This window comes from Olsenella sp. An285 (assembly GCF_002159625.1).
GTDB lineage: Bacteria > Actinomycetota > Coriobacteriia > Coriobacteriales > Atopobiaceae > Thermophilibacter > Thermophilibacter avicola.
Map to the genome: position 1 here is coordinate 193,368 of NZ_NFIZ01000003.1, position 25,509 is coordinate 218,876.

The 25,509-nt window shown below is 67.4% G+C and carries 25 protein-coding genes; 16 read left to right on the forward strand and 9 right to left on the reverse strand.

The genetic code is table 11. The features are described 5' to 3' along the window. The first annotated feature begins 174 nt into the window (after positions 1–174). Together B5F79_RS03485 and B5F79_RS03490 are read left to right on the forward strand one after the other, a co-directional pair. Complete coding sequence (locus B5F79_RS03485; protein ID WP_087217524.1) at positions 175–1,353, forward strand: ATP-binding protein; 1,179 nt, start codon at positions 175–177, stop codon at positions 1,351–1,353. Between the two features lie 8 nt (positions 1,354–1,361). Beyond that, entirely contained in the window at positions 1,362–1,745 is a 384-nt protein-coding gene (locus B5F79_RS03490; RefSeq protein WP_087217593.1) for an MmcQ/YjbR family DNA-binding protein, read from the forward strand. Positions 1,746–1,748: 3 nt separating this feature from the next. On the opposite strand, the gene B5F79_RS03495 is transcribed toward B5F79_RS03490, so the two are convergent. Both B5F79_RS03495 and B5F79_RS03500 read right to left on the reverse strand, forming a co-directional pair. After that, positions 1,749–2,249, reverse strand: a complete 501-nt coding sequence (locus tag B5F79_RS03495; RefSeq protein WP_143786234.1) for a hypothetical protein — start codon at positions 2,247–2,249, stop codon at positions 1,749–1,751. A 59-nt stretch (positions 2,250–2,308) separates the two neighbouring features. Further along, on the reverse strand, positions 2,309–3,034 hold the full coding sequence (locus B5F79_RS03500; RefSeq protein WP_087217528.1) for a DNA alkylation repair protein: 726 nt from the start codon (positions 3,032–3,034) through the stop codon (positions 2,309–2,311). A 102-nt stretch (positions 3,035–3,136) separates the two neighbouring features. Between B5F79_RS03500 and B5F79_RS03505 the strand changes: the two genes are divergently transcribed. From B5F79_RS03505 to B5F79_RS03540, 7 genes are all read left to right on the forward strand, one after another. Continuing rightward, the gene (locus tag B5F79_RS03505; RefSeq protein WP_087217530.1) at positions 3,137–3,409 is read left to right on the forward strand and encodes a type II toxin-antitoxin system RelB/DinJ family antitoxin; all 273 of its coding nucleotides are present in this window, start codon (positions 3,137–3,139) and stop codon (positions 3,407–3,409) included. A gap of 608 nt (positions 3,410–4,017) precedes the next feature. Then, the gene (locus B5F79_RS03515; RefSeq protein WP_241147240.1) at positions 4,018–4,512 is read left to right on the forward strand and encodes an RNA polymerase sigma factor; all 495 of its coding nucleotides are present in this window, start codon (positions 4,018–4,020) and stop codon (positions 4,510–4,512) included. A gap of 11 nt (positions 4,513–4,523) precedes the next feature. Then, positions 4,524–5,288 carry a hypothetical protein gene (locus tag B5F79_RS03520; protein ID WP_087217532.1) on the forward strand — a complete coding sequence of 255 codons (765 nt, stop codon included), beginning with the start codon at positions 4,524–4,526 and terminating at the stop codon, positions 5,286–5,288. A 25-nt stretch (positions 5,289–5,313) separates the two neighbouring features. Then, positions 5,314–6,243: an ABC transporter ATP-binding protein gene (locus B5F79_RS03525; protein WP_087217534.1), complete on the forward strand. Its 930-nt coding sequence runs from the start codon at positions 5,314–5,316 to the stop codon at positions 6,241–6,243. Continuing rightward, positions 6,236–7,501 (forward strand): hypothetical protein, encoded by a 1,266-nt coding sequence (locus B5F79_RS03530; RefSeq protein WP_087217536.1) that lies wholly within the window; start codon positions 6,236–6,238, stop codon positions 7,499–7,501. The genes B5F79_RS03525 and B5F79_RS03530 overlap by 8 nt, the downstream gene beginning before the upstream one ends. 115 nt (positions 7,502–7,616) lie before the next feature. Further along, the gene (locus B5F79_RS03535) at positions 7,617–8,807 is read left to right on the forward strand and encodes a Fic family protein (RefSeq protein WP_087217538.1); all 1,191 of its coding nucleotides are present in this window, start codon (positions 7,617–7,619) and stop codon (positions 8,805–8,807) included. A 356-nt stretch (positions 8,808–9,163) separates the two neighbouring features. Next, positions 9,164–9,679 (forward strand): YaiI/YqxD family protein, encoded by a 516-nt coding sequence (locus B5F79_RS03540; RefSeq protein ID WP_087217540.1) that lies wholly within the window; start codon positions 9,164–9,166, stop codon positions 9,677–9,679. A 24-nt stretch (positions 9,680–9,703) separates the two neighbouring features. Here B5F79_RS03540 and selD read toward each other — a convergent pair whose 3' ends face one another. The 4 genes from selD to B5F79_RS03560 all read right to left on the reverse strand — a co-directional run bounded on the left by selD (position 9,704) and on the right by B5F79_RS03560 (position 15,198). After that, on the reverse strand, positions 9,704–10,744 hold the full coding sequence (gene selD, locus B5F79_RS03545; RefSeq protein WP_087217597.1) for a selenide, water dikinase SelD: 1,041 nt from the start codon (positions 10,742–10,744) through the stop codon (positions 9,704–9,706). Between the two features lie 152 nt (positions 10,745–10,896). After that, entirely contained in the window at positions 10,897–11,268 is a 372-nt protein-coding gene (locus tag B5F79_RS03550; RefSeq protein WP_087217542.1) for a YegP family protein, read from the reverse strand. 264 nt (positions 11,269–11,532) lie between these two features. Beyond that, on the reverse strand, positions 11,533–12,252 hold the full coding sequence (locus B5F79_RS03555; protein WP_087217544.1) for a hypothetical protein: 720 nt from the start codon (positions 12,250–12,252) through the stop codon (positions 11,533–11,535). A 27-nt stretch (positions 12,253–12,279) separates the two neighbouring features. Further along, positions 12,280–15,198: a S8 family peptidase gene (locus B5F79_RS03560; RefSeq protein WP_087217546.1), complete on the reverse strand. Its 2,919-nt coding sequence runs from the start codon at positions 15,196–15,198 to the stop codon at positions 12,280–12,282. A gap of 189 nt (positions 15,199–15,387) precedes the next feature. On the opposite strand from B5F79_RS03560, the gene B5F79_RS03565 reads away from it, so the two are divergent. The 5 genes from B5F79_RS03565 (at position 15,388) to B5F79_RS03585 (ending at position 19,038) form a co-directional block, all read left to right on the forward strand. Continuing rightward, positions 15,388–16,884: a hypothetical protein gene (locus B5F79_RS03565; protein ID WP_087217548.1), complete on the forward strand. Its 1,497-nt coding sequence runs from the start codon at positions 15,388–15,390 to the stop codon at positions 16,882–16,884. Continuing rightward, positions 16,884–17,105 (forward strand): hypothetical protein, encoded by a 222-nt coding sequence (locus tag B5F79_RS03570; RefSeq protein WP_087217550.1) that lies wholly within the window; start codon positions 16,884–16,886, stop codon positions 17,103–17,105. Before B5F79_RS03565 ends, B5F79_RS03570 begins: the two co-directional genes overlap by 1 nt. Positions 17,106–17,118: 13 nt before the next feature. Further along, positions 17,119–17,607 carry a hypothetical protein gene (locus B5F79_RS03575; RefSeq protein WP_087217552.1) on the forward strand — a complete coding sequence of 163 codons (489 nt, stop codon included), beginning with the start codon at positions 17,119–17,121 and terminating at the stop codon, positions 17,605–17,607. A gap of 63 nt (positions 17,608–17,670) precedes the next feature. Beyond that, positions 17,671–18,513: an FHA domain-containing protein gene (locus B5F79_RS03580; RefSeq protein ID WP_087217554.1), complete on the forward strand. Its 843-nt coding sequence runs from the start codon at positions 17,671–17,673 to the stop codon at positions 18,511–18,513. Positions 18,514–18,522: 9 nt separating this feature from the next. Beyond that, the gene (locus B5F79_RS03585) at positions 18,523–19,038 is read left to right on the forward strand and encodes a hypothetical protein (RefSeq protein WP_087217555.1); all 516 of its coding nucleotides are present in this window, start codon (positions 18,523–18,525) and stop codon (positions 19,036–19,038) included. A gap of 192 nt (positions 19,039–19,230) precedes the next feature. On the opposite strand, the gene B5F79_RS03590 is transcribed toward B5F79_RS03585, so the two are convergent. The 3 genes from B5F79_RS03590 to B5F79_RS03600 form a co-directional block, all read right to left on the reverse strand. Further along, the gene (locus B5F79_RS03590) at positions 19,231–19,851 is read right to left on the reverse strand and encodes an indolepyruvate oxidoreductase subunit beta (RefSeq protein ID WP_087217558.1); all 621 of its coding nucleotides are present in this window, start codon (positions 19,849–19,851) and stop codon (positions 19,231–19,233) included. Positions 19,852–19,855: 4 nt separating this feature from the next. Further along, positions 19,856–21,625: a thiamine pyrophosphate-dependent enzyme gene (locus B5F79_RS03595; protein ID WP_087217560.1), complete on the reverse strand. Its 1,770-nt coding sequence runs from the start codon at positions 21,623–21,625 to the stop codon at positions 19,856–19,858. Positions 21,626–21,711: 86 nt separating this feature from the next. Beyond that, on the reverse strand, positions 21,712–23,349 hold the full coding sequence (locus B5F79_RS03600) for a class I adenylate-forming enzyme family protein (RefSeq protein WP_087217562.1): 1,638 nt from the start codon (positions 23,347–23,349) through the stop codon (positions 21,712–21,714). Between the two features lie 445 nt (positions 23,350–23,794). On the opposite strand from B5F79_RS03600, the gene B5F79_RS03605 reads away from it, so the two are divergent. Together B5F79_RS03605 and B5F79_RS03610 are read left to right on the forward strand one after the other, a co-directional pair. After that, positions 23,795–24,466: a response regulator transcription factor gene (locus B5F79_RS03605; protein ID WP_087217564.1), complete on the forward strand. Its 672-nt coding sequence runs from the start codon at positions 23,795–23,797 to the stop codon at positions 24,464–24,466. An 8-nt stretch (positions 24,467–24,474) separates the two neighbouring features. Then, positions 24,475–25,503, forward strand: a complete 1,029-nt coding sequence (locus B5F79_RS03610) for a sensor histidine kinase (RefSeq protein WP_087217566.1) — start codon at positions 24,475–24,477, stop codon at positions 25,501–25,503. Positions 25,504–25,509 lie beyond the last annotated feature (6 nt).

Sequence of the window (25,509 nt, forward strand, 5' to 3'; positions counted from 1 at the left end):
TCACACGGTGCGCCGTTCTTCCTAATCTGGTTATCGAGCCTTGGTCACTTGAACCTAGCAAATCGAAAATTCCCCACTTTTGCTAGGATAACCTAGCAAAAGTAGATAATCTAGAAATTGCTAGGATATAATCAGCGTCATGAGTCTCGAAGCATGACCGGGTTAGGGGGTCTTATGTACGAGCGAGCTTGCGTGGGCCTGTTGGTGAAGCGTCTCAGCGAGTCACGGCGCTTCATCCAGATCGTGGTCGGCTCGCGACAGACGGGAAAGAGCACCGCTGTGGGCCAGGCGCTCTCTCATGTGGAGATCCCCCGCGTCGAGTTTGCCTTCGACCGCCCGCGGGACCGACGCGCTCGCAAGCTTGAGGAGGTCTGGAAGTCCGCACGCGAGGTTGCCGAGGGCGGGGGCGAGGTCATCCTCTCCCTTGATGAGGTGCAGAAGGTTCCCGATTGGGCGTCGACGGTGAAGTACCTCTGGGACGAGGACACGAGGTGCGGGCGCAGCGTCAAGGTCGTTCTCACGGGTTCCTCCACGCTCACCTTAAAGCGAGGCATGTCCGAGTCCCTCAAGGGGCGCTACGAGCTCATTCCCTCGACGCAGTGGACCTACGGCGAGTGCCGAGAGGCCTTTGGGTGCACGCTGGAGAAGTATCTCTACTTTGGCGGCTATCCCGGTGCGGTGCAGCTCCGCGACGACGAGCCCCGATGGAGCGCCTATGTACGCGACGCCATAATTGAGCCCACGCTGACGCAGGACATCCTTGAGATGGAAACGGTTCGCAAGCCCGCGCTTCTCCGTGCGCTGTTTGAGGTGGGAGCCGCATATTCTGTCCAGGAGATCTCCTATCGCAAGCTCCTCGGACAGCTCGATGACCGGGGCAACACGGACACCATCGCACACTACCTGGAGCTTCTCTCGCACGCGGGGCTCATGAGCGGCCTCAGAAAGTACGACGAGAAGATCCTCAAGGAGCGCGGCAGCTCGCCGAGGCTGCTCGTGCACGACACATCGCTCATGGTGGTCGCCTCCGGAGAGGACAGGGCGAGACTGCTCGAGGACAGCGACCGGCGCGGCCATCTTGTGGAGACCGCGGTCGGCACCTACCTTCTTGCCCGGTCGAAAACGGAGCACTTCTCGGTCAACTGGTGGAGGGACGGGTCGGCAGAGGTGGACTTCGTGGTGACGCAGGGCAGAAAGAGGACCGCCATCGAGGTCAAGAGCGGCCGCGTCAAAAGCCTCAGGGGACTTGGCGAGTTCGTTCAGAGATACCCGGGAACCTATGCCCTCGTCATCGGCTCTGACGAGTTCCCCGTGGAGGACTTCCTTCTGGGAAGGGTCCCGCTCTTTCAGTGAGGCGCGCCATGGACCTCTCGCGCATAGACGCCCGCCTTCTCTCGCGCCCCGGCGCAACCAAGGCCCTCCACGAGAAGTGGGGCTGGATGGTCTACTGGGTCGGCGGCAGGCAGTTCGCCTGCGAGTTCGTCGCTTCTCCCGACGCCAGGCCGCCCTACGCGGGGCGCCATCTGCTCTCGCTCAAGTGCGACTCCGACCGCATCCTGGAGCTGCGCGCGGAGCATCCGGGCGCGGTTTTTCCCGGCTACTACTCCGACGGGCGCACGTGGGTCTCCGTCGACCTGGACGCCGACCTGCCCGAGGACCTCGTGCTCGGCCTCTGCGACATGAGCTACAAGCTCGTCTTCTCCAAGCTGCCCAAGCGCGTGCAGCGGGAGATTTCCGGCGAGTAGCCGCTACCCCGCGAGCGCGCGCAGCGAGTTGGCGGCCGCCTGCGACGTGAGGTGGAGCCTGAGTCCGAGGGGGCTCACCTCGAGCCCCACGACGGGCGACCCCTCGTAGGTGGTAACCTCGAGCACCTTGACCTCGTCGAGGTCGTCTGCGTCCTGCCCGAGCTTCTGCGTCTCGGGCTGCCACAGCTCGAAGGCGTACTCCGTGTCTGCGTCCGGCTCCGCGGCCAGTCCGCTCTCGTCTGAGAGCGGGTCGAAGGCGTCCTCGATTTCCGTCTGGTCGGTTAGCTCGCGCGCGACCTCGCCGGTCTGGGCGTCCCGCACGACGAGGCGGGAGACTTTGCCCCAATCGACGTTTGAGAGCGTGTCGGCGAGCTCCTGCGCCTGGGAGGCGACGTCCTCCGCCTGGTCGGCGATCTCGTCCGGCCCGGGCAGCCCGAAGCACCCCGTGAGGGGCAGCGCGACGGTCGCGGCGAGCAGGGCGGCGATGGCAGTACGGACTCTCATGAATCTCCCCTCGACGTTCTTCTCGCCCATTCTAATCCCCAACTCGGGACTTCGTCCCTTCAAACCTTGAGCGACTGCAGGTATGCCTTTTGCTCCGTTGTGATGCGGCGGCTCTCGCGCGCCTTCTGGAGCGCCTTGTTGTGCGTCCAGGCGTCAAGGGCAATCGGTCGCCGCTCGAAGAGGGGCAGCGTCGCCGCAGGCTGCTTGATGAGGGCGAACGAGAAGTACCAGGCGCGTGCCATGTTGACGTAGTACTCGGGACGGTCGATGCCGGCGACAAGTGCGAGGTGTTCGGGCTCGAAGGCGTCGTCCAGATAGAGCGTCATGAGCTGGACCACCCCAAAGCGCACCGCGTACTCCGGCTCCGCGGTGACCCACCCGCGGATGCGCTCTAGCGCCGCCGGCAGGTCGCGCCTGAAGACGGGGACGCGGATGAGGTCGCAGGTCGCCCAGTTGTCGACGTGCGGGAGGAAGGCGTCGAGCAGCTCGAAGGCCTCCGCGGCCGTCTTTGACATCCGGCCGATGAGCTCGCCGTGCAGGTTGTTCTCGTCATAGGTCCCGTGCGGGAGCGCTGTGAGGAACGCGCGCGCCTCTTCGGGCCGCTCGCTTGCGAGCCTGCGAGCGTAGTCGCGCAGCGCCGGCGTGCGCACGCCGAGGATGCGCGCGGGGTCGACGGTCGGTACGAGCTTGGCCTGGAAGTCCCGATACGCGGGGTCGGCAAGCGCCTCGAGCTCGCGTCGGATGCGGTCGGCGCTCTCGGAGGTCGCAGAGGTGCAGGCTCCCATGGGTCTCCTCTCGGCTGAACTTCTCGCTCATTCTACCCTTGGTGATTGGATCACCATCGCCCCTCACCGGGTACGCTTAGGGTAAGTGGGAAGGAGTGCGAGATGGATGCCACCATGCTGCGGGATGCCGAGGGAAAGTATCGGACCAACGCCAAGACCAAGGAGGCGGCGGCAAAGGTCTACGCTCGTTGGGGACTCTCCCTATCGGATGCGATCAACGTATTCCTGGTCAAGTCGGTCGAGGTCGGTGGTCTGCCGTTCCCAATGCGTTCCGAAGGGCCCTCGTACGACCAGGTTCAGAAGCTCGCATTCCGAGCGCCGCTTGACGCATCCGGCATCGCGGTGCTGCCGTCGGATTGGGACGACGATGAGTAGCGAGGCGCCAGCTCTCTGGGAGGTCTGGCATGCCCGCTTCAACTTCGACGGAAAGCGAGGCTACAAATATCGTCCCGTCATCGTGGTCGGCGTTCGGGAAAACGGCTCAATCGTGATGATGGTCAGGCGCTACCAACAAGCTCCAGCTGGAGCATGACTATCTTCTTCAAGATTGGAGAGAGGCAGGTCTTGATAAGCCGTCAATAGCCCGAGCCGATCGCATAGCGGAGATCCCGCCAAGCTATGTGGGCACCGTGGGCAAAATCGGTAGGCTGTCTGCGCGAGACGAAATGGCGCTCAGGGAGCTGCTGACAAGCATGGCAGCGGGAAAGTGACGTCAGCCGTCCGGCTTTGCCGTATCATGCCTTGAGTGACTGCGGGTACGCCTTCTGCTTCGGCGTGATGTGCCGTCATCGTGGGCGTTCCGCTCGCGTTCTGCGTGAGTTTCTCCGTTAGCGCTCCAGTCCCACCTTTGCCCAACGTCATCTCGCGCCATTCGATGCCGCCCAAAGGGACGGCACATTGTCATCCGACCTATAAAGAATAATCAATCCGACCGCTCATCCCGGCTCGCCGCTGCGTTAATAGGGATAGAGGGAGGTGGCGCTGTGGGCGAGAAGAACGGGCGGATGGACGAGGCGGAGCGCCTCGTCGGCGAGCACTACGCGGACGTGCTGCGGTACTGCCGCAGGCACGCGCCGGCGGGGCTCGCCGAGGATGCCGCCCAGGAGACGTTCCTGCGCTTCGTCCGCGCCCGCTCGCGCTACCGGGAGCGGGGCCGTGCCCGCGCCTATCTCGTCACCATCGCGCGCAACGTCTGCGCCGACATGGCGCGTGACCGTGCGTCCTCGTGGGCCGAGCTCCCGGAGACGCTCCCCGGCGGGGGCGACCCGGGCGAGGCGGACGACCGCCGCGACCTGACCTCCGCCCTCGCGCGGCTGCCCCGCGCCCAGCGCGAGGCGCTCGAGCTCAGGTACGGGGAGGGCCTCACGGTCGGCGAGGTGGGCGCCGCGCTGGGCATGAGCAGGTTCGCCGCCGCGCGCGCCCTGTCATCGGCGCTCGAGGCGCTGCGGGCGGACCTGGACGTTTCGACGGGCAAGTGAGGAGGAACACGATGAGAAGGCGAGAAGAACGTGCCCTCGAGGACGCGCTGCGAGAGCACTACCGGGCGGTGCCCGGCATCGACGCCGCCGCGCCGCGCGCGCTCGTGGAGGCGGTTGCGGCCGAGATGGCCCGGCCCTCCCGGCCGCGCGCCGCCGAGGCGGTCGCCGGCCAGGCGCGCCACGTCGGGACGGGGGCGTGGGCGCTTCACGCCCTGCTCGTCCTTCTCGCCGTGCCGTGCGCCCTCTCCGGGGTCGGCGTCGGGACGGTCGCGGCCGCCCTCGGGGCGGCGCTCGCGCTCGCCTCGCTCGCGGGCGTCACGCGCTCGCGCTCCTGCGGCATGGCCGAGCTCGAGGCCGCGTGCCCCGTGAACGCCCAGGCCGCGGCGTGCGCCCGGGGGCTCGTGCTCTGCTGCGCGGACGCGCTCGCGATCGCCCTGCTCGCCGCCCTCGCCGGCCCGGTGGGGGGCGCGCCCTGGGCCGTGCTCGCCCAGGGGCTCGCGCCCTACCTCGCGGCGCTCGGGGCGGGGCTCCTCGCCGCACGCCGCGCGGCGAGCCCGGACGCGACCGTCGCCGCCGTCGCCGCCGCGGCCGGGGTGTGCGCCGCCTGCGTCCTCGCGCGCACGCTCTGCCCGGCGGCCTTCGGCCCCGCGGCGGCCCTCGCCTGGTGGGCGGCCGCAGCGGTGGCCCTCGCCTTCGCCGCGGCGCAGGCCCGCGCGTGGCTGCGCGCGGCGGCCTCCGGCTTTGCCGATGCGCCCGCGCCCGCCGGGGCGCTCTAGCAATCAGACAGGAAGGAAGTCCAGCATGGAACTGACGCTCGACCGGCTGACCCGGGAGTTCGGCCCCAAGATCGCCGTGGACCGCGTGAGCGCCACGCTCACGCCCGGCGTCTACGGCCTGCTCGGCGCCAACGGCGCCGGCAAGACCACGCTCATGAGGATGGTGTGCGGGGTGCTGCGCCCCACCTCGGGCGAGGTCCGCTATGACGGCGCGTCCGTCGAGCGCATGGGCGACGCCTACCGCGCGCTTCTCGGCTACCTGCCGCAGGACTTCGGCTACTACCCCGAGTTCACGGCGCTCGACTTCATGGAGTACATGGCCGCCCTCAAGGGCCTCGGCCGCCGGGACGCCCGCGACCGCTCGCTGGCCCTCCTGGAGCGCGTGGGGCTCGCAGGCGAGGAGCGCCGCCGCATCCGGACCTTCTCCGGCGGCATGCGCCAGCGTCTGGGCATCGCGCAGGCCGTCCTCAACGACCCCGAGGTCCTCGTGCTCGACGAGCCCACGGCCGGGCTCGACCCCAAGGAGCGCGTGCGCTTCCGCAACCTCATCGCCGGCTTCGCGCGCGACAAGATCGTCCTTCTCTCCACCCACATCGTCTCGGACGTGGAGCACATCGCCGACGAGATCCTCGTGATGCGCGCGGGGTCCGTGGTGCTCTCGGGGCCGCCGGCGGGGCTCGTCGCGGAGGCCGAGGGCAGGGTCTGGGAGGCCGTCGTCCCGGCAGAGCGGGCCGATGCGCTCGAGGCCGCGCTCACGGTGGGCAACGTGCGCCACGAGGAGGGCGGCCGCGTGCTTTTGCGCTACGTGGCCGACGAGCCGCGGGTGCCGGGCTCAGCCCCCGCCGAGCCCACGCTCGAGGACCTGTACCTGTACGTGTTCCGCGACGGCGTCGCCGGGGCGGCCGCGCCCCGCGCCGCCCGCGGGTCCCACTTCAAGGAGGGACGCCATGGCTAGGCTCATCCTGTTCGAGCTCAAGAAGATGCTCTCCCGCCGCGTGGCGCTCGCGGCCAACGTCGGCGTCGTGGTGTTCCTCGTCGCCATCATGGCGCTCAACGTGACGCAGAACCGGACGGTGAACCTCGCCGGCGAGGAGTTCAACGGCGTCGAGGCCATCGCGTACAACCGCTCGGAGGCCGAGAGGCACGCGGGCGTCGTCACCGCCGAGCGAGCCGCGGAGGACATCGCCGCCTACCAGGAGATGGTCTTCTCTCGAATCGACCGCGACGCGATGGGGGAGATGACGGGCGCGGCTGTCTTCTCCCTCATCGAGCAGAGCTTCTCGTCCGAGGAGTTCGACGAGATCTACAACTCGTACTGGAGCTGGCTTTTTCGCCCCTGGCGGATCTCGGGCGAGGAGCCTGCGCAGACGGCCGCCCGCGTGACGCCCGAGATGGCGGCCGACTGGTATGGCGCCGCCGACGACCTGACCCAGGCAGCCCTCGACGACGGTCAGGGCGGCATGTGGGAGTACTCCGAGGCGGAGCGCGCGTACTGGACGGGGATGCGCTCGTCCGTGCCGGAGCCCATCGAATACGGCTATTCGGGCGGTTGGGGCAACGTGGTCGACTGCGCGTCGTTTCTCGTCTTCCCGATTCTCGTGGCGTGCGTGACGCTGGCGCCTACGTTCTCCTTCGAGTACAGCTCGGGCGCCGACGCGGTGGTGCTCGCCACCCGGCGCGGCCGCTCGACGCTCGTGGCCGCCAAGGTCGCAGCTGCGCTCGCCTACGCCACCGTCTACTTCGCGCTCTGCGCGGGCATCATCATTGGGGTCTCGCTCGTCTTTTACGGGGCGGACGGCTTCGGGCTCTCCATCCAGAGCATGGCGCTCACGTCACCGTACCCTCTCACGGCGGGGCAGGCCGCGCTCGCGTGCGTTGGGCTCATGTACGCGGCGTGCCTGGGCTTTTCGTGCCTCACGCTCGCGCTCTCGTCGCGCACCCCCTCGACGCTCGCGGTCTTCCTTACGGACGTGGCGCTCGTGCTGCTCACGGGGCTCGTCCCCTCGGCCGGCGTGGGCGCGCTCGAGCGCGCGCTCGCCCTCTTCCCGATCAACTTCTCCAACTTCAGCATGCTCTTCTCGGCGCTCGAGTCCTACCCGCTCGGCCCGGTCGTGCTCGACCTCATAGGCATGGTGCTTCTCGTCTACGCGGCGCTCGCGCTCGTGGCGACCCCGGTCGCGGCGGTCTCGTTCAGGAGGCGCCAGGTGGCGTAGGGGCTTTGCTTCCGAAGTCTAGGTTTAGCGGAAGTGAATTCAGGTTCACTTCCGCTAAACGCTATTTCGAGAAGTAAAATAGTCTTACGAGAGGCCTAAGCGGAGGGTGAGGGACATGCTGTCAGCGGTCGGCTACGAGGAGCTTCCTTGGCACATCGACCCAAACGAGAGGGACCTCATTCCCCGAAGCGCCCGCAGGAGGATGTCCGCGACCTACCAAGCGACCATTCCTGCCGCCATTGCCGATCTCAGCCCAGCTGTTCCGAAGGCCACCTCGGCACGCATTGATGACCTGCTGATGAGTCTTGCCCGCTTTGACGAGGCGCAGGCCGCACGTGGCTACGACCTGCCCGCGCTCCTGCTGCGAAGCGAGTCCGCGGCAAGTTCTCAGATCGAGCATCTCACCTCGAGCGTCCGCAATGTCGCTCTTGCCGAGCTCTCGAACGACGCTCCGGCTAACGCGCGGATCGTTCAGGGCAACGTTTCGGCCATGCGCGAGGCGCTCAGACTGCCGCCGGAGATTTCGATCGCGCAGATCAAGGGCATTCATCGCTCCTTGATCGAGCCGACGGGGGCGTCGTTCGGAGGGGAGCTGCGCGACGAGCAGGTGTGGGTCGGCGGGACGGCATACAGCCCGCATGGGGCACTCTTCGTTCCGCCCGCCCCAAGTCGAATCAAAGGCTGCCTCGAGGATCTTGTCGCCTTTGTCGGCAGGGACGACGTTAGCCCCATTGCCAAGGTGGCGGTCGCTCACGCTCAGTTCGAGACCATCCATCCCTTCATCGACGGAAACGGGCGCACGGGCAGGGTCCTTCTCCATCGCATCCTCAGGAACGAGGGCGTGCTCACGCGCACCACGCTTCCCTTCTCGGCAGGGCTCCTCCATGACGTCAACGCCTACATGGGGGCGATTGAGGCCTATCAAGGTGGCGACTACCTGCCCATAGTGGAGAGCGTGCTGAGTGCGCTCGAGCTTGCCCTCGTCATCGGCAGTCGCGTCTCCGGTCTCATTGATGACGTGATGGAAGACTGGAGATCCGCCATTTCCGAGCGCACCGGGTCGGCCATCTGGCGTCTTCCTCCGTTGCTGGCAGAGCAGCCTGTTGTCACCATCGCATATGTTGCGGAGCACTTGGCGATCACTTCGCGCGCCGCTTCGACCCTGGTCGCGAGAGCGTGCGAGTATGGGATGCTGCGTCCCTTGGGGTCGCGCCGGCGCGGTGACTTCTACCAGAGCGACGAGCTCATCGACGTTCTTGAGGAGATATCGAGCATGCCGGGCATTCGTCGCATGCTCGCGCGGTGATTCGTCATCCGGTGTGGTGGGCAGGGCTGCCCTTCCCGCGCTCTAAAACAAACGTTGGTAACTGCCGCGTCTTCTCGCGTATTGTCGGTCGGGGAGCCGTGCCTGCGCGTCGGGGAGCTGTGTCTACGGGCGCCCCCGGGAATTAGTTCGCATTGGTTTCCTGAAAAAAGGGCGCTAACTGCGGAAATGTTGGAAATGGAGGGACTTTCAGGAAACCAATGCGAACTAATTACTGAGGTCCGCGAGTACGGGCTCGTCTTATGCTGCCTTGAGCGCCCGGAATCACCTCGGAAGTCGCCTCAAATCGTGCCGCTCGTTCTGGTCTATAGTCAGGTCACTCGAGAACTAGGAGCCCCATGTCCCGCAACCGCACCCTCTACATCGACGCCGACGCATGTCCGGTCACGCGCGAGGCGCTCGCCTGCGCGCGGCGGGCGCGCGTACCCGTCGTGATCGTGGGCAACACCACGCAGAACCTCGAGCGTCATATCCGGCGCGACGACCCGCGCGACGCGAATCACGCGCGTGGGCGGGACGCCACGCACGGCGGGTTCTGGGTTGACGTGCTCGACGTGTCCATCGGGGCGGACAGTGCGGACTTTGCCATTGTGGAGCGCCTGCAGCCTGACGACGTAGTGGTCACGCAGGACATCGGCCTCGCGAGCATGGTGCTGGGGCGTGGCGCGGCGGCCATCGGCGTGCGCGGGCGCGTCTACACCAAGGCCACGATAGATATGGACCTCTTCATTCGCCACGAGGAGAAGAAGGTACGCCGCGCCGGCGGGCGCACACGCGGGCCCGCGGCGCTCGCGGACGACGACCGCGAGCGCTTTACCCGCAATCTCACCGACCTTCTCGCGCACGTAACATGACAAAGGGACAGTCCCTTTGTCATGTTATGCCACGACGACGCTCTTCTCGCCGCGGGGGAAGGCGCGGCCGATGACGGCGGCGGGAAGCCCCTCGTCGCGCAGGGCGCCAGCCAGACGCTCCGCGTCCTTCTCGGGCAGGGCCAGAAGCAGCCCGCCAGAGGTCTGCGGGTCAAAGAGCACGTCGGTGAGGTCGAGCGGCAGCGCGTCGTCGAGCGCCACGCGCGGGCCGAAGAAGTCCCGGTTGCGGTAGGCGCCGGCGGGGATGAGGCCAAGCGCCGCCATCTCGCGGGCGCGCGCCATGACGGGCACTGCCGCCGCGTCGATATCGAGCGTGACGCCGGAGGCCTCGGCCATCTCGCAGGAGTGCCCCATGAGCGAGAAGCCCGTGACGTCGGTGGCCGCGTGCGGCCAGAAGCCCAGCTCGCGCGCCAGGCGGATCGGCGCCTCGTTGAGCGTGGTCATGGAGTCCGTGGCCACGCGCACGCCGGCGTCGTCCAAGATGCCGCCCTTGTGCGCGGTGGTGAGGACGCCCGTGCCGAGTGCCTTGGTGAGCACGAGCGCGTCGCCCGCGCGGGCGCCTCCGTTCTCCAGGCGCTCGTCCAGTTGAACGAAGCCCGTCACCGCGAGGCCGTACTTGGGCTCATGGTCGTTGATTGAGTGTCCGCCCGCCACGACGCACCCGGCGCGCCGGCACGTCTCCGCGCCGCCGGCCAGGATCTGTCCGGCGACCTCGATGCCCAGGCAGTTGGGAAAGCACAGGAGGTTGAGCGCGAGCGCCGGACGTCCGCCCATCGCGTAGACGTCGGAGAGCGCGTTGGTGGCCGCCACCTGGCCAAAGAGGAACGGGTCGTCCACCATCGGCGGGAAGAAGTCCGTGGTGGCTATGAGGCCGCGACCGTCGCCGAGGTCCCACACGCAGGCGTCGTCGGATGCGTCGAAGCCCACCACGAGCTCGGGCGCGTCCAGGCGCGGCAGCCCGGCCAGCACGCCCGCGAGCTCGCCCGGTGCGATCTTTGCCGCGCAGCCCGCCGCCTCTACGAGCTCCGTGAGCCGCACGCCCGTCATGTCCATTCCCGCTCCCGTCTGCAAGTTGGGGACAGTCCCCAATTCACATAAAAGTTTTCTGCAAATTGGGGACTGTCCCCAACTTGCAGACGCCCCCGGGGCGCGCAGGTCCCGGGGGCGTGCCGAGTCGTCAGTTCTTCGAGCCCGTGCGGCTAGTTCTCGTCTGCCGCGAGAGAGGAGTCGCACTCCGCGCGCGTCCGCTCGATGCGCCTGAGCAGGGACTCCTTGAGCTCGTACGTGTGCGAGCGGGCAATGTCGCCGGCCTCGTGCGTGATGAAGCGGAAGAAGTAGTGGCCGTCAAAGTCCTCGTAGATGCGGAACTTGGGCGTGGACTCGCGGTCGAAGGCGTCGATCGTGCTGTCCTCGATCTCCGCGTTGGCCGCGGAGTTGCGCACGCACTCGATGCCATGCAGGCACTCGTCCTTGGACGGGAAGATGATCGACGACATGAGGATGTGCCCGTTGGAGGCACAGAGGTTGAAGCAGTAGCGGCCCTCGTTCTCAACCACGACGTACTGACCCATAGGAATCACCACCAAACTCGATTTACCTACCGATTACAAAAGGTTAGCTCCGCTGGCCTCGGTTGGACGCGGGACGTTCGCGGGCGGTCGGTTTTGCTCGGGGAGGCGACGCGCGGCGACTTGAGCGGCGCGGTTGCCAAGGTTGTCCAGCTCTTCTCGGGACGTTCGACTTTTGAGGCCTCAAATCTCAAAGTTAGATCCGCGTTATGCCTGTTGACCTTTTGCCGGGCATCGACTTTTGAGGCCTCAAAAGTCGATGCTTCGCTACGCGGGCCACTCCGCCCAGGCAAAGCCCGAGCCGCACAGGGGAACGAGCATGAGGCGCGTGGACCCAACGAGGAGCACGTCGTTGGCGGTGAGGTCGCAGTGGTCGTAGACAAGCTCGTCGTTCACGTACGTGAGCTCGTGCGTCTCGTTTGCCGTGACGGAGAAGCGTGCCGTCCGCGGGTCAAAGATCACCGACGCCTGTCGTTCGCGTGCCACGGCGGCGTCCTCGGGGAGCGCCACGTCCATGATCGCGGCGCGACCGATGAAGTTGCGGCCCGCGTGGAGCTCGTAGCTGCGACCGCGTGCGGGTCCGGACACGCAGACGAGCCAGCCCACCACGAGGTCGGGGTCCAGGGGCGCGCCGTTGGGCTCCGGGGCAGGTGCGGGGGCCGCGGCAGGGGAGGGCGAGAAGGACGCGGGCTCGGGTTCGGGCTCGAGCTCGACGGTGGGCTCCGGCTCCGGGTCTGCGGCGGGCGTGGGCTCGGCCGCGGGCGACGGCTCCGGCTCGACCTTGGCCGCCGGCGACGACTCCGGCTCGGCCTCGGCAGCGGCCACGCGCTCGGTCTCGCGCCGGCCCTCGGCCTGCGCCCCGTCGTCCGCCGAGGCCTCCGGGTTCTTCTCGGCCTGTGCGCCCTTCACCTGCGCGCAGAAGGGACATGCGTCCCCGTGCTCGTCTCCGTCGTAGAAGTGCCCGTACGCGCAGCGCCTGATGTTCATGCGGATTTCCTTTCCGGTCGTGCCCTGCTATCTCCAGGAGTCGAGCAGGCCCGTCTCGTCATAGACGGTGAGCTCGATTCCCCGCGTGTCCCCCTGCGTCCTCGAAACGATGCCTCCGAGCTCGACGATCTCGCCGCCGGTGGTGAGGCCGAGCGTCGCTGACGGTCTCATGGCGCACTTCTCTCTTGTGCGAGCGAGCTCGTCGGTGCTGCCGGCAAAGCCGCTTCGTGCCGTCCCGGGCGCAAGGCCAACGGATCCAAGGGCCACCTCGTACGCCTCCGCGTATTCGTCGAAGAAGCTGCCCCCAGGAGTGGGGTCGTCCCCCCAGCTCAGATGGCAGAGCTCTGTCCATCCGTCCCAGGGTTCGTTGTAGGGCGCTGCGTTGAAGAGCGCGGGAGCACCCTCTCCGGCCATCGCGGCAAGGCAGAGGACGTCGTTGTAGTGCTCGTAGAGAAGCCCGCCGCCCTCGACGACGAGGCTTCCGTCGGAGGTGTAGCGGACGCCCAGCGTTGCCATCCACTGGTCGTTGAAGGCGCCGTATACGTCAAGGTAGACGAGGCATCCCTGGCGGTTTCCCCGGAAGACGTGGACGGAGGTCTCGGGGTGCTCGTCAGGAAGGCCGGGGACCACGAGGGTCATCTCGTCGGCGAGGTCGGGCGTGCTGGCCGCGACCTCATACACGGATATCGTGATCTCCGCCTCGCTCCATCCTGCCATGTTCCGCTCGGGTGCCGCCCAGCCGTCGCGCGGGCGCACGCTCACGGCGAGGAGCTCCGGCTGGTCGTCGGAGTCGTAGTCAAAGAGGTCGGCGAGTAGAAGGCCGTCCAGCCGCTCCTCGGGCACGAGCGTCCAGCCGCTCTTGACCTGGTCCGGGCGGTCGAACTCCCAAGCGCCTGTCTGGAGTACGTCCTGTCCGCTGCCTTCGATGATGCGCTCCAGGAGCTCCGACGGGTCTCCTCGTTCCGCCTCCTCGGGGACGAGCAGAATCACCTTTGTCGCAGCATTGATTTCACCATCAAGTTCGAGGGCATGGTCGGATGTGGGTAGTGAGAGCGTCTGTGGTTGGTAGCCATCTGCGGAGATGGTCACCTCGAAGCTCGTGGGCTCCCCCGTCTTTAGGATGACGAAGCCCGTGGCATCTGTTTCGAGAGTCTCGCTGAGCCCACCGCCGGTCTCCTCAAAGCTTGCTATTGCGCCCTCGACTGGCGCGTCGCTCAGGGCGTCGCGCACCAGCACGCTGCAGGCGTGAACGGCATTCTCGCGGGAGGTTGCTTTCGCCAGATCCTCAACGGCAAGCCCTACGTTAAGAATCGGATACCTCCCATATTGATAGTCCGTGGCTGGAGTGGCGGTGCCCGACGTGTTGTTCAGGATGAGGGAGCGCACCTCGGCAGCCGTGAGCTCGGGATTCATGGCCCAGAGCAGCGCTGCGGCTCCGCTTACCATGGGGGCAGAGAAGGACGTCCCGCTCCAGTCTTCTCGATAGGCCTTCTCGCCTGCGAGCGTGGCAGCAAAGATGGGCTTCCCGGGAGCGCAGATGTCGACCCATTCCTCACCGTAGCAAGATGAGCTTGAAAGCGAGTAATCGCTGTCAGAAAGGTGGCGCTCGTCGTCATCCCGCTGTTGGGTGGCACCCACGACGAGTGTGTGAGCGTGCAGCTCATCGAAGGTAATTCCCGGATTTCCGCTCATCCTGACGAACTCGTCATAGAGCTCCTCATCGATGCCGGCCGCGAAGCCGTTGCGCCATGCCTCCAGGGGCTTTCCGTCATAGAGCGCGTTTCCCGCCGACTGCACAAAGAGAAACTCCCCGCTCTCGGGGGCGGCAGGACCATGCTTCGCCTCATGGAGGAGCTTCATCATCGCGATCATGGTCGTATTCGAGGACTCTTTTGCATAGTGTCCTTGCGCGAGGAGCTTCTGCTCGTCGGATAGAAGGAAGCTTCTTCCAAAGAGGGCCTCGAGCCCCTCGTCGGAGAGCTCCTCAACGCCAACAACCCCTCCCGATGAGTTGATTACGTGCAGGGGCGATTTGCTTCCGTGATCCTCTTGGACAAATTGTCGCAGGGCCTCGCAGAAACCTCCCCGGCTTTTGATTGAGGGACTGTCGATGTCGATGCCGCGCATCTGCAATCTTCCAGATTCATCAGCTCCGCTCGCCACGCCGCGAAGCCCTTCATTGTTGTCAATGGCGCCGATGACCGACGCCACAGCAGTGCCGTGGTCATCCTCGACGTTGTCGGGCATGCCGGGCATCATGTCCATCACGCCGATGAGGTCCGGATGGTCAAGGTCAAAACCCGTGTCAAGGATGCCCACCGTCGCTTCTCCAAAAAGGCTCTCATGCTCCCAGGCGCTATAGCAGCCGATGGCCTCGGCCCACCAGTTATTCCCGGAAGGGTCATCCTCATTTGGGGCGCTGTTCTCCACCCATTCGTTGGTGTCTTCTACCGCTTCCGCCTCAAACGAGAGGGGCATCTCGTAGGTCGCATAGAGAACGTTGCCGGTGCCCATGAGCCTCTGCGACAGCTCTTCCAAACCATCGAGGTCGAAGGGATCCACGTGAATCTGCAGAATGGGCATGGAGCCGTCCAGGTGTCCAACGATTGTGCCGCCCACCTCATTTGCAAGCGCGTTCTTCTCTCGCGCGGAGAGGTCTTCCCGACAGCAGACAAAAAGTGTGCTATTGGCATAGAGCACGAGTTCGCTCTCGTCAAAACGGATGTCCTCCTCGGGGAAGGCATACGTGAAGTCCCCGTTGTCGTACTCGGTGATGTGCTCCGCGAACTCCTCCGGCGGCCGAATCTCTCCCTCCGCGCGGCGTGACGTCACGAGCACGATGCCCACGACGGCGGCAACGGTGATCACGAGCGAGAGGAGCGTGACGGCAAAGGTCTGACGCTGTCGCGCGTTGGGGAGGTGCGGCTGGTGTCCCGTGTCGGTCATGTCCGTCCTCCCATCTTGTTGCCGTTGCTCCCCACGGTACCAGCGGCTCTCGCGCCCATGAGGCTGTGACAGAATCCGTGACGCGTTTCTCGCCTAATCGCGCACAGCTGCGTGCCACGCGAGGGCTCAGAAACCTGAAGGGACGTGCTTCAATGTGAGGTGAAGACCCCGCAAGCCAGGGAGGCGCTCGTGTCCAAGTTCGCAACCTATCTCAAGGAGCTGCTCGATGCCCGCGGCGAGCCGATCGCCAGCGTGGCGCGCGGCTCGGGCGTGGAGCGGACGTCCATCCACAAGGCGCTCAAGGACGAGCGCACGCTCTCCTACATGGCGCTGAGAAGCCTTGCCCAGTACCTGCAGCTGAGCCTTCCCCAGGTCCGCGAGCTCAACGAGCGCTACGAGATGCTCATCCAGGGCGAGGAGGCCTACCTCGTGCAGGGGGCGATCTGCGACACCCTGCTCGACCTCGCCCGCCTGCACGTCTCCACCGAGGAGACGACGCAGCTCCCGTCCGGCTCGGGCACCGAGCTCGCGGAGGGCGTGGTGACGGGCTCGGTGCGCGTGCGGTCCGTGCTGCGGGAGGTTCTCGCGTGCGGGGCGGGGGAGAGCGGGGCGCGCGGCCAGAAGAGCGGCGCACATGGCGAGAAGAACGCGGAGGTGCTCCTCTACCTGCCCTCCGAGGGCGCCCCCACGGACGCGCTTCTCTCCCTGTGGCGAGACGCCCCGGAGGACCTTTGCGTGCGGCAGCTCGTGAACCTCGTGCCCGACCGCACGGACCGCGAGGCTCGCGTCCGCAACCTCGAGGTCGTGCGTCAGCTGCTGCAGCTCTCCCTCATGTCCCGCGGGAGGTTCTTCTGCTACGGGTTCTACGGCGTCGCGGAGGAGGCGGGCTCGGTGGAGCCACTGCCGTACTTCGTGGTCTCGGGCGAGTGGCTCGTGCGCCTGGACGCCAAGCTCACGGTGGCGCACGTCACGCGCGACCGCGCCCTCGTGAGGCTCTATCGCGAGAGCCTCGAGGGGGTGCAGCGAGAGTGCCGGCCGCTCAACACGTACTCCGACGATGTCCTCGGGACCCTCGAGGCCTACATGTCCGCCACGGACGAGGACGGCTACTACACGATCATGACCCAGCCCTGCCTGGGCCACTACTACACTCGCGAGGTGATAGAGGAGCACGTGCGGCCCGAGGTCCCCATGCGCGACGTGGTGATTGACGTGGCAGATCGCCGCTTCGAGCGGCTGCGCGCCCTGCACCGCAGCTACTACACCGTCTTCACCGAGGAGGGGCTGCGGCAGTTCGCCGATGACGGCGTGCTCGTGGACTTTCCCTCGCAGATGGTGCGCCACATGTCCCGCGACCGGCGTCTCCAGATCCTGCGCGACTTTCGCGACGACGTTGCGTCCGGCGAGGTCACGGGCCTCGTGGCAGATCCCACGGCGCTCTCGGTGCCGCCCTACCTCACGATCACGGCGGACCTCCACCACGGCCTTCACGTGTACGCGACCGAGGGCTACGCCCGAGGCGCCTACACCTGCAACCTGCACATTGACGAGGGCGGCATAGGCCAGTCCTTCTGCCAGTTCATACGCTCGCTGCCCGGCAGCCGCTACGTGTACGCCCACGAGCGCACGCTCGAGCTCCTCGACGACGTCGTGGCGGGACTCGAGGCGCGGGCGGGGGAGGCGTGATGGACCGCACGATCATTGAGCTGGGGCTGAGCCCTGCCTTCCTGCTCCTGCCGACGCTCCTCGTCTGCGTGGTGACGGTCGTGGCGGGAGTCATCACCGGGCGTCGCTCCTCGCGCGCCGCGGCTGCGGCCCGCTGGGGCACCTCCATCGTGCTGGGGCTCCTTTCGGCTCGGCTCGTCCTTTTCGGCATTGCCGGGTACCGGCTCGTCGCGTGGCTGTGATGCGAGTATGCCCATGGCTTCCCTCCTTGCGATTGCCCTCTCCCTTGTCTTGACGCTCGCCTGCGCACTGCGGCCGGGGCGCCTGAGCTATCTGCTCGCGACCGCCTATTTCACGTGGATTCTTGTGCAGATGGCGCTCTTTGACGTGAACTACGTCATGGTCGCACGCGACAGGTACTACCTCGGCCAACCCTACTGGTGGATCATGGTCGCGGGGCTCCTCTTTTCTGCCATGGGACTTGCCGCGTCCTTCCGGCGCACGCCTGCGGGCGAGAAGAACGCGGGCTCGGTGGCCGTTGCGGGTTCGGAGCCCGCCCCGTCAGCGGCTGCGGATTCGGCCGCCGCCTCAGCATCGACCCAGGACACGTCTCCGGCCCCGGCCACCTCCTACGGCTTCCGCCCCACGGACCCCACCTGTCCCTACGTCATGGTGGAGCCGCCCGGGTCGGAGCGTCCGGATGACGTCCCTCCCGCCGGCCCGGGGCTCACGGACGCGGGCTGACGGGGGAGCGTCTGCAAGAAGGTTCTTCTCGCCCTGCGCGAGGGTTTTGGAACGGAGGGTTTCATGAACACAGAGGTCCTGCTTCGCAAGGGCACGGCAACGAGGAAGTTCGTCATCTCCGCGGTGCTGGGGCTCGTTCTCACGACGCTCCTCGTCCTCGCCGTGGGCGGAGGGGGAATCGGCTGGGCCTACGTCCTGGCCGGGCCCTTCTACGGCGTCGGCCTGGCCTTCGCCACCTGGAAGGAGGCCCTGGAGGCCACCAAGAGGTCCACCGTACAGGGCGTTGCCGGGCTGGGGATCGGCATCATACTCTCCCGCTGGCTCGGCGACAGCAAGTGGGGGATCTTCGGATGGCTCTACTGCGCGTTCAAGATCGCATGGCACCTGGGCGTGGCATGGATTCCGGGCGTCGCGTACGCCTTCAGGGCGGTTGGTGCCGAGTGGTCGGGCCGCGACGCCCGCGCGGAGATCCTGGGCGAGCCCCAGCCCGCCGCGCCGCGCGCGACCGGCACGCCCGCGGCGAGTCCCGCACCGCGTCCGGCGACGGCGGCTCCGCGCGCCGCTGCCGCGACCCCGCGCGTGGCCCCCGCTCCGGCCCCGGTTCCCGCTCCCGCCGATCACGCCCCCGTGCTCGCGTGCCTTGCTGGCCCATTTGCGGGCGCCGGCTTCCCCCTCAGGAGCGGCGAGACCGTCTACGTGGGGAGCGACCCCTCGCGCTGCCAGGTGGTGCTGCCCTCGAGCTGCGTGGCGCCCGTCCACTGCGCGGTGCGCTACGCGCCCGGCAAGGGCGGCTGGCAGATCAGCGACTTCACCACCGGCGGAACCTCCACCTGGATGAGCGTGGCCAAGGGCTCGGTGGTAACGGTGGGCACGGGCGCGGACGCCGCGCGCTTCAGGCTGGATTAGGAGGCGGGCATGGGACGTAGGACGGGGCGAGGGCGAGGCCCGTTTGAGCCGGAGGACTTCACGCACGGCATCTTCTTCAAGCTCTGCGTGGTGTGGCTCGGGTTTATAGTGCTCGTCTACGTGGGCATACTCGTTGAAGGGGTTAACACTTACGACCCCATGACCCACATCACCATTGCTTTGATGCTTGTCATCCACCTCGTGTTCTGGGTGGTGGGGGACATTGTGAAGTTCCGCGGGGACTTCCTGCGAGCGCTTGGGTATCAATTCGCTCTCGTGGCCAAGGCAGTGCTTGCGGCCGGTGCGTTCGCGGCGTTCGTGCGCTTTGTGGTGGTCCCGGTGGTTGGGTTTGTGGTGCCCATTGTGAGCCCGTGGGTGGACGCCTTCGTGGAGGACCTCCTCATGTTCGTCTTTGTCGTCTTCATCATGCCGATGATGCTCCTCTGCATACTGGGCGGCTTCTCGGGCCGCGACCTCTTTGACATCTGGGCGCTGCACCAGATCTTCAAGGACGACGACGAGTAGCGCGGGCGACCCCGATCGGGGCACGGTTACGACCGGCACGAATGGGGTAGGTATTCCATACACGCCATGGGCTGGCGTGGTCGGGGGACGCGCCATCCCACCAGCTCACGAGAAGGGCCCCGGTCGCAACCATCTGCGACCGGGGCCCCGTTGTGACGGAGCTGCTGGAACGACCCCTGGTGTCTTGCCGGCCTAGCGGGCCTCGCCGCGAATCGCCGCGTCGCGCCCGGCCTCGAAGGCGGCGAGGTTGGCGTCCACGGTCGCCGCGGGCACGCAGGCGCGCACGGCGTCGCGCCAGAGCTCGGCGTCGAAGGGCAGCGCCGTGGAGAGCGCGCCCACGAGTACCACGTTGGTGGAGCGGGGGGTCCCCAGGCCGCGGGCGATGACGCCGGCGTCCAGCAGGTGGGCGCCCATCTCGCGCAGACGTTCGTCCACGCGCTCGGGCATCTGGAAGTTGCCGATGTTCACGGAGACGGGCGTGATCTGCTCGTCGTTGACGAACATCTTGCCGCCGGGGGCGAGGAAGTGCTGCGCGCGCAGGGCCTCCACGGCCTCGAAGGCCACCACCACGTCGGCACAGCCGTCGTCGCATACCATGGTGGAGACGTGCTCGCCCAGGCGGATGACGGTGGAGACGGACCCGCCGCGCTGGCTCATGCCGTGGATCTCGGATACCTTGACGTCGAGACCGGCGTCGGCTGCGACCGTGGCGAGGAGCTTGCCGGCGAGGATGGTGCCCTGGCCGCCCACGCCCACGAGCAGGATGGTCTTGGTGCCCGTGACGAGGGCGCCGTTCTTCTCGGTTTCTGCCATGGGTCTACTCCTTCGTGATGCAGCCGAACGGGCAGGACTGGACGCACTGGTCGCACCCGACGCACTGCGTGGGGTCGATCACGGCCGTGCCGTCCTTGGCGCGCCCGAGGGCGGGGCAGCCGATCTTGACGCACTGGCCGCAGGCGCGGCAGTCGCGGATGGTGGGCAGCTTGCCGCGGCTGCGGTCGATGAGGCGGCACGGCGCCTTGAAGACGATGACGCTGAGCTGGTCGGCATTGGCAACGGCGGCCTTGAGGGCGGCGCGCACGGCCTGGAGGTCCTGGGCGTCGACCTCGCGCACGTCCTCGACCCCCATCGCGCGGCACAGGGCGAGAAGGTCGAGCGCCTTGCCGGTGGGGTTGTCCAGCGGGCCGATCTTGTGCGAGCTGTCCGTGAGGGTGACGCCGTTCACGGGGTTGCCCTGCGTGCCGGTCATGGCCGTGGTGCGGTTGTCCAGGATGCAGAGCGTGCCGGTGCCGCCGTTGTAGATGGTGCCGAGCATGCTGGTGATGCCGGAGTGGGCGAAGGTGGAGTCGCCGATGACGCCGATGACGGGGCGGCCGGTGCGCTCGGTGGCGCCAGCGAGCTCCATGCCGTGCGCCATGGAGAGGGAGGCGCCCATGTCGATGACCGTGTGGCACGCGCCGTAGGGGGCGACGGCCCCCAGCGTGTAGCAGCCGATGTCGCCGGTGACGATGGCCTTCATGCGGCGCAGCTCGCAGAAGACCAGGCGGTGCGGGCAGCCGGGGCAGAACGCGGGCGGGCGCGGCGGGAGGTCCGTCGCGGCGGCGAGGTGCTCGGGCTCCGCCACGCCAAAGGAGGCGCGGATGAGGGCGGGCTTGAGCTCGCCGGCAACGGGGAGCGGCGCGGCGGGCGGCTCGGCGAGCTCGATGCCGAGGGCGCGGACGCGCGAGGAGAAGTAGTCGCTGGCCTCCTCGATCACGTAGCACGCGTCGACGGACGCGGCAAAGTCCGCGAGCGCGCGGGCGGGCAGCGGCCAGGCGAGGCCCAGCTTGAACGTGGAGGCCTCGGGCAGCGCCTCGCGGACGTGCTGGTAGACGGCGCCGGCGCAGATGACGCCGATCTTCTCGCTGCGACGCTCCACGCGGTTGAACGGGCAGGTCTCCGCGTAGGCCTCGAGCTCGGCCTGGCGCTCGTCCACCACCACGCGGCGCTTGACGGCGTTGGCGGGCATCATGACGTACTTGGGGATGTTGTCCTCGTAGGGGCGCGGCTCAACCGCCTCGCGCGCGCCGGACGCCCCCACCATCGTGCGGGTGTGCGCGATGCGCATGGTCTCGTGCAGCATCACGGGCGTGTCGAAGCGCTCGGAGAGCTCGAAGGCGGCGCGGGCCATCTCGTAGCACTCCTGCGAGTCGGCGGCGTCGAGGCAGGGGATGCGGCCGAAGGCGGCGTAGAAGCGCGAGTCCTGCTCGTTCTGGGACGAGTAGCAGGACGGGTCGTCCGCGGCCAGGAGCACGAGGCCGGCGTTCACGCCCGTCGACGCGGCGGCCATGAAGGGGTCGGCGGCCACGTTGACGCCCACGTGCTTCATCGTGACGAGCGAGCGCGCTCCGGCGACGGCGGCGCCCAGGCCCACCTCGAAGGCGACCTTCTCGTTGGGAGACCACTCGCAGTAGACGTCGTCCTTGCGCACGAGCGCCTCGAGCGTCTCGGTGGACGGCGTGCCGGGATAGCCCACGCCAACGTTGACGCCGGCCTCCCAGGCACCCTGGGCGATGGCCTCGTTGCCGGACATGAGGTTCTTGTCCATGTCTCTCCTCTCCTGCTTGACAGGGGGACAGTCCCTTTGTCAAGTCTTGCGCATAACGTGACAAAGGGACTGTCCCCCTGTCAACATTAGTGGCGCGTCTCGCGCGCGACGATGGCGTCGGCGCCGTACTTCGCGCGCAGCGCCGGCTTCTCGATCTTGCCCGTGGGGTTTCTCGGCACGGGCGCAAAGATGACCTTGCGAGGCCGCTTGTAGCGCGGCAGCCTCTTGCAGAACGCGAGGACGTCCTCCTCGGTGAGGCGCTCGGCCTCGGGCTTGAGCTCCACCACCGCGGCCGGGATCTCTCCCAGGCGCTCGTCCGGCAGGCCGATAACGGCGACGTCCTTGATGGCGGGGTGCCCCATGAGGAAGCCCTCCACCTCCACGGGGTAGATGTTCTCGCCGCCCATGATGATGACGTCCTTCTTGCGGTCGACGAGCCAGTAGAAGCCGTCCTCGTCCTGGCGGGCCATGTCGCCGGTGTGGAGCCAGCCCCCCACGAGCGTCTCGGCCGTGGCCTCGGGGTCCTTGTAGTAGCACTCCATGAGGCCGGGGCCCTTCACGCAGAGCTCGCCCACCTCGCCGGGCGCGACCTCGGCGCCGGCCTCGTCCACGATCTTGCACTCCCAGCGGTAGCCGGGCACGCCGATGGCACCCACGTGGTCGATGTTCTCCAGCCCCAGGTGCACGCAGCCCGGCCCCATGGACTCCGAGAGGCCGTAGTTGGTGTCGTAGGCGTGGTTGGGGAAGACCTCGCGCCAGCGGCGGATGAGCGAGAGCGGCACCGGCTGCGCGCCGATGTGCATGAGCCGCCACTGGTCCAGGCGGTAGTTCTCAAGCCGCACCGTGCCCTCCTCCAGGGCCACGAGGATGTCCTGCGCCCACGGCACGAGCAGCCACACGATGGTGCAGCCCTCGTTGGAGACCGTCTCCAGCACCGTCTTGGGGGAGACGCCGCGCAGGAGCACGCCGCGGCCGCCCACCATGAGGCTGCCCATCCAGTGCATGCAGGCGCCCGTGTGGTAGAGCGGCGGGATGCAGAGGAACACGTCGTCGTGCGTCTGGCCGTGGTGGCGCTGCTCCATCTCCGCCGCCTGCGTGAGGCTCTGGTGGTGGTGGAGGATGGCCTTGGGGAAGCCGGTGGTGCCGCTGGAGAAGTAGATGGCGGCGTCCTCGTCCTCCGAGAGGGGGACGCGCGGGTCCGCCGACGAGCAGAGGCTCGCCAGCTCGCGGTAGGACTCCGCCCAGGTGGGGCAGTCGTCGCCCACGTAGAAGAGCAGGCGCCCTGCCTGGATGCGGTCGGCGATCTCCTCCACGCGGCCGATGAACTCCGGGCCAAACACGAGGATGTCCACGTCCGCCTTGTCCAGGCAGTACTCGATCTCGTCCGCGGAGTAGCGGAAGTTGAGCGGCACCACCGTGGCGCCGGACTTGAGGACGCCAAAGTAGAGCGGGAGCCACTCGATGCAGTTGTAGAGCAGGATGGCGACCTTGTCGTCCTTGCGCACGCCGCGGGAGAGCAGCAGGTTGGCAAAGCGGTTGGCCTTCTCGTCAAAGACCGACCACGTCATCTCGCGGCGGAAGGGCACGTCGTCGGTGGTCTCCACCAGGTCGTAGTCGCGCCACGTGATGTGGCGGTTCTCGCGCCGCTCCGGGTTGACCTCCACGAGGGCCACCTCGTTGGGGTACTTCTCGGCGTTGGCGCGCAGCATGTCGACGATGGTCATGTCTGGCCTTTCGGTCTCGTCACACAGTTTTCCCATCATAGTCCGCCGGCGGGCGAGAAGGACGGGCGTGCCGCAAGCGGTAACAGGCGTGTGACGTGGACGCGGCGGCCGGGCAGCCGGGTGCGTTGCCAAAACCGGAGCTATGTCACGGATTCGGTCCACGGTGTTGCCAAAACCGTGGCCATGTCATGACCGGGGTGTGGCGTGCGGTGCGAACCACATGCGCCAACTGGGCTTTTGTCATTGAGGCTGTCAGCGAGAGCGTCCTTCTCGCCCGGAGCCGTCGACACGCGTGACACGGCCCCGTTTCTGACAACGCCTCGGTGCGGCCGTGTGACATAGCTCCAAATCTTGCAACGCCGGCGGCCAGGCCAGGCGGGCGAGAAGAACGTGGCGTCCCGGCCGTGTGCTACCCTTGCCAGCAATCACGAGACGGGAGGTGCCCATGCGACGGCTTTTGGTGGTGGAGGACGACGCGCGCCTGCGCGACGAGCTCTGCGTCCTGCTGGAGCGCAACGGCTACGAGGCCGCCGCGATCACGGACTTTGGGGACGTCGCGGCCCAGATCCTGGCGGCGGCGCCGGACCTCGTGCTCCTGGACCTCAACCTCCCGGGCGTGGACGGCCAGTACGTCTGCCGCGAGGTGCGCCGCCGCAGCGCCGTGCCCATCGTGGTGGTGACCTCCCGCGACAACGACGTGGACGAGCTGCTCACGCTCTCCCTCGGCGCGGACGACTTCGTGCCCAAGCCCTACAACGACCAGGTTCTTCTCGCCCACGTGGCCACGGTCCTCAAGAGGAGCTACGGCGAGGGCGCCGCCGCGGCGGAGATCTCCCACGCCGGCGTCACGCTGGACACCGCCCGCTGCCGGGTGAGCTGCGCCGGGCGCACCGCGGAGCTCACCAAGAACGAGCTGCGCATCCTCGCGCTGCTCATGCGCAACGCCGGCGCCGTGGTGAGCCGCCAGCGCATCCAGGAGGAGCTCTGGGCGTCGGACGAGTTCGTGGACGACAACACGCTCACGGTGAACGTCTCCCACCTGCGCTCCACGCTCGCGAAGATCGGCGTCGAGGACTTTGTGCTCACCAAGCGCGGCATGGGCTATCTGGTGGAGTGACGGGGGAAATGGGCTTCGGGGCGTATATCGCAGATCGCCTGGTGCCGCTCGCGGTTGGTGCGGTGGCCCTCGCGTTCTGCGCGCTGGTGATGACGGTCTACGGGCTCGACCCGGCCGCCACGGCCTTCGTGTGCGGCGTGCTCGTGCTCGCCGGTGCCTCCGCGCTGGTGCTTGACTGGCTGCACCGCCGCCCGTTCTACCGGCGGCTCTCCCAGATGATGGACTCCCTGGACGAGTCCTACCTCGCGACGGAGCTCGTGGACCGGCCCTCCTCCCTCGAGGAGGAGCTCTTCTACGACGCCCTGGACCGCGAGTCCAAGGCCATGCGCGACCGCATAGCCGCGGCGCGCCGGCGCTCGCGCGAGTACCGCGAGTACGTGGAGACGTGGGTCCACGAGATCAAGACGCCCATCGCCGCCGCGCGCCTCATAGCCAAGAACAACCCCTCGCCCGTCGTGGACTCCATCGACGCCGAGGTGGACGCCATCGAGGGCTACGTCGAGCAGGCGCTCTACTACTCGCGCGGCACCTCGCTCGAACGCGACTTCCAGATTCGCGAGGTCGACCTCGGCGAGGTCGTCCGCGACGCGCTGCGCCACAAGGCGCGCACCCTCATCGGGGCGCGCGTCACGCCCGAGCTGGGAGAGCTCGGCTTCACGGTGCACGCGGACCCCAAGTGGCTCTCCTTCGTCATAGGGCAGGTGCTCGTCAACGCGGCAAAGTACCGCAGCGAGAAGGACGGTCGGGGTCACGTGCGCATCTGGGCGGAGCGAGACGAGACGGGCCTGGACTCGTGGGCAACGCGCCTGGCGATAGCGGACGACGGGGTGGGCATCCCCGCCTCGGACGTGGAGCGCGTCTTTGACAAGGGCTTCACCGGGGAGAACGGGCGGCGCTTCGCCCGCTCCACGGGCATGGGCCTCTACCTCGTGCGCGAGCTCTGCCAGAAAATGGGCGTCGACGTGTGGCTGGAGTCCGCGGAGGGGGAGGGCACCACGCTCTACCTGAGCTTCCCGGACATGGTCGAGCGCGCGTGACGGGGG

Coding starts and splice junctions, on each gene's coding strand:
- B5F79_RS03485 (WP_087217524.1), top strand. CDS start 175: ATGTACGAGCGAGCTTGCGTGGGCCTGTTGGTGAAGCGTCTCAGCGAG.
- B5F79_RS03490 (WP_087217593.1), top strand. CDS start 1,362: ATGGACCTCTCGCGCATAGACGCCCGCCTTCTCTCGCGCCCCGGCGCA.
- B5F79_RS03495 (WP_143786234.1), bottom strand. CDS start 2,249: ATGAGAGTCCGTACTGCCATCGCCGCCCTGCTCGCCGCGACCGTCGCG.
- B5F79_RS03500 (WP_087217528.1), bottom strand. CDS start 3,034: ATGGGAGCCTGCACCTCTGCGACCTCCGAGAGCGCCGACCGCATCCGA.
- B5F79_RS03505 (WP_087217530.1), top strand. CDS start 3,137: ATGGATGCCACCATGCTGCGGGATGCCGAGGGAAAGTATCGGACCAAC.
- B5F79_RS03520 (WP_087217532.1), top strand. CDS start 4,524: ATGAGAAGGCGAGAAGAACGTGCCCTCGAGGACGCGCTGCGAGAGCAC.
- B5F79_RS03525 (WP_087217534.1), top strand. CDS start 5,314: ATGGAACTGACGCTCGACCGGCTGACCCGGGAGTTCGGCCCCAAGATC.
- B5F79_RS03530 (WP_087217536.1), top strand. CDS start 6,236: ATGGCTAGGCTCATCCTGTTCGAGCTCAAGAAGATGCTCTCCCGCCGC.
- B5F79_RS03535 (WP_087217538.1), top strand. CDS start 7,617: ATGCTGTCAGCGGTCGGCTACGAGGAGCTTCCTTGGCACATCGACCCA.
- B5F79_RS03540 (WP_087217540.1), top strand. CDS start 9,164: ATGTCCCGCAACCGCACCCTCTACATCGACGCCGACGCATGTCCGGTC.
- selD (WP_087217597.1), bottom strand. CDS start 10,744: ATGACGGGCGTGCGGCTCACGGAGCTCGTAGAGGCGGCGGGCTGCGCG.
- B5F79_RS03550 (WP_087217542.1), bottom strand. CDS start 11,268: ATGGGTCAGTACGTCGTGGTTGAGAACGAGGGCCGCTACTGCTTCAAC.
- B5F79_RS03555 (WP_087217544.1), bottom strand. CDS start 12,252: ATGAACATCAGGCGCTGCGCGTACGGGCACTTCTACGACGGAGACGAG.
- B5F79_RS03560 (WP_087217546.1), bottom strand. CDS start 15,198: ATGACCGACACGGGACACCAGCCGCACCTCCCCAACGCGCGACAGCGT.
- B5F79_RS03570 (WP_087217550.1), top strand. CDS start 16,884: ATGGACCGCACGATCATTGAGCTGGGGCTGAGCCCTGCCTTCCTGCTC.
- B5F79_RS03575 (WP_087217552.1), top strand. CDS start 17,119: ATGGCTTCCCTCCTTGCGATTGCCCTCTCCCTTGTCTTGACGCTCGCC.
- B5F79_RS03580 (WP_087217554.1), top strand. CDS start 17,671: ATGAACACAGAGGTCCTGCTTCGCAAGGGCACGGCAACGAGGAAGTTC.
- B5F79_RS03585 (WP_087217555.1), top strand. CDS start 18,523: ATGGGACGTAGGACGGGGCGAGGGCGAGGCCCGTTTGAGCCGGAGGAC.
- B5F79_RS03590 (WP_087217558.1), bottom strand. CDS start 19,851: ATGGCAGAAACCGAGAAGAACGGCGCCCTCGTCACGGGCACCAAGACC.
- B5F79_RS03595 (WP_087217560.1), bottom strand. CDS start 21,625: ATGGACAAGAACCTCATGTCCGGCAACGAGGCCATCGCCCAGGGTGCC.
- B5F79_RS03600 (WP_087217562.1), bottom strand. CDS start 23,349: ATGACCATCGTCGACATGCTGCGCGCCAACGCCGAGAAGTACCCCAAC.
- B5F79_RS03605 (WP_087217564.1), top strand. CDS start 23,795: ATGCGACGGCTTTTGGTGGTGGAGGACGACGCGCGCCTGCGCGACGAG.
- B5F79_RS03610 (WP_087217566.1), top strand. CDS start 24,475: ATGGGCTTCGGGGCGTATATCGCAGATCGCCTGGTGCCGCTCGCGGTT.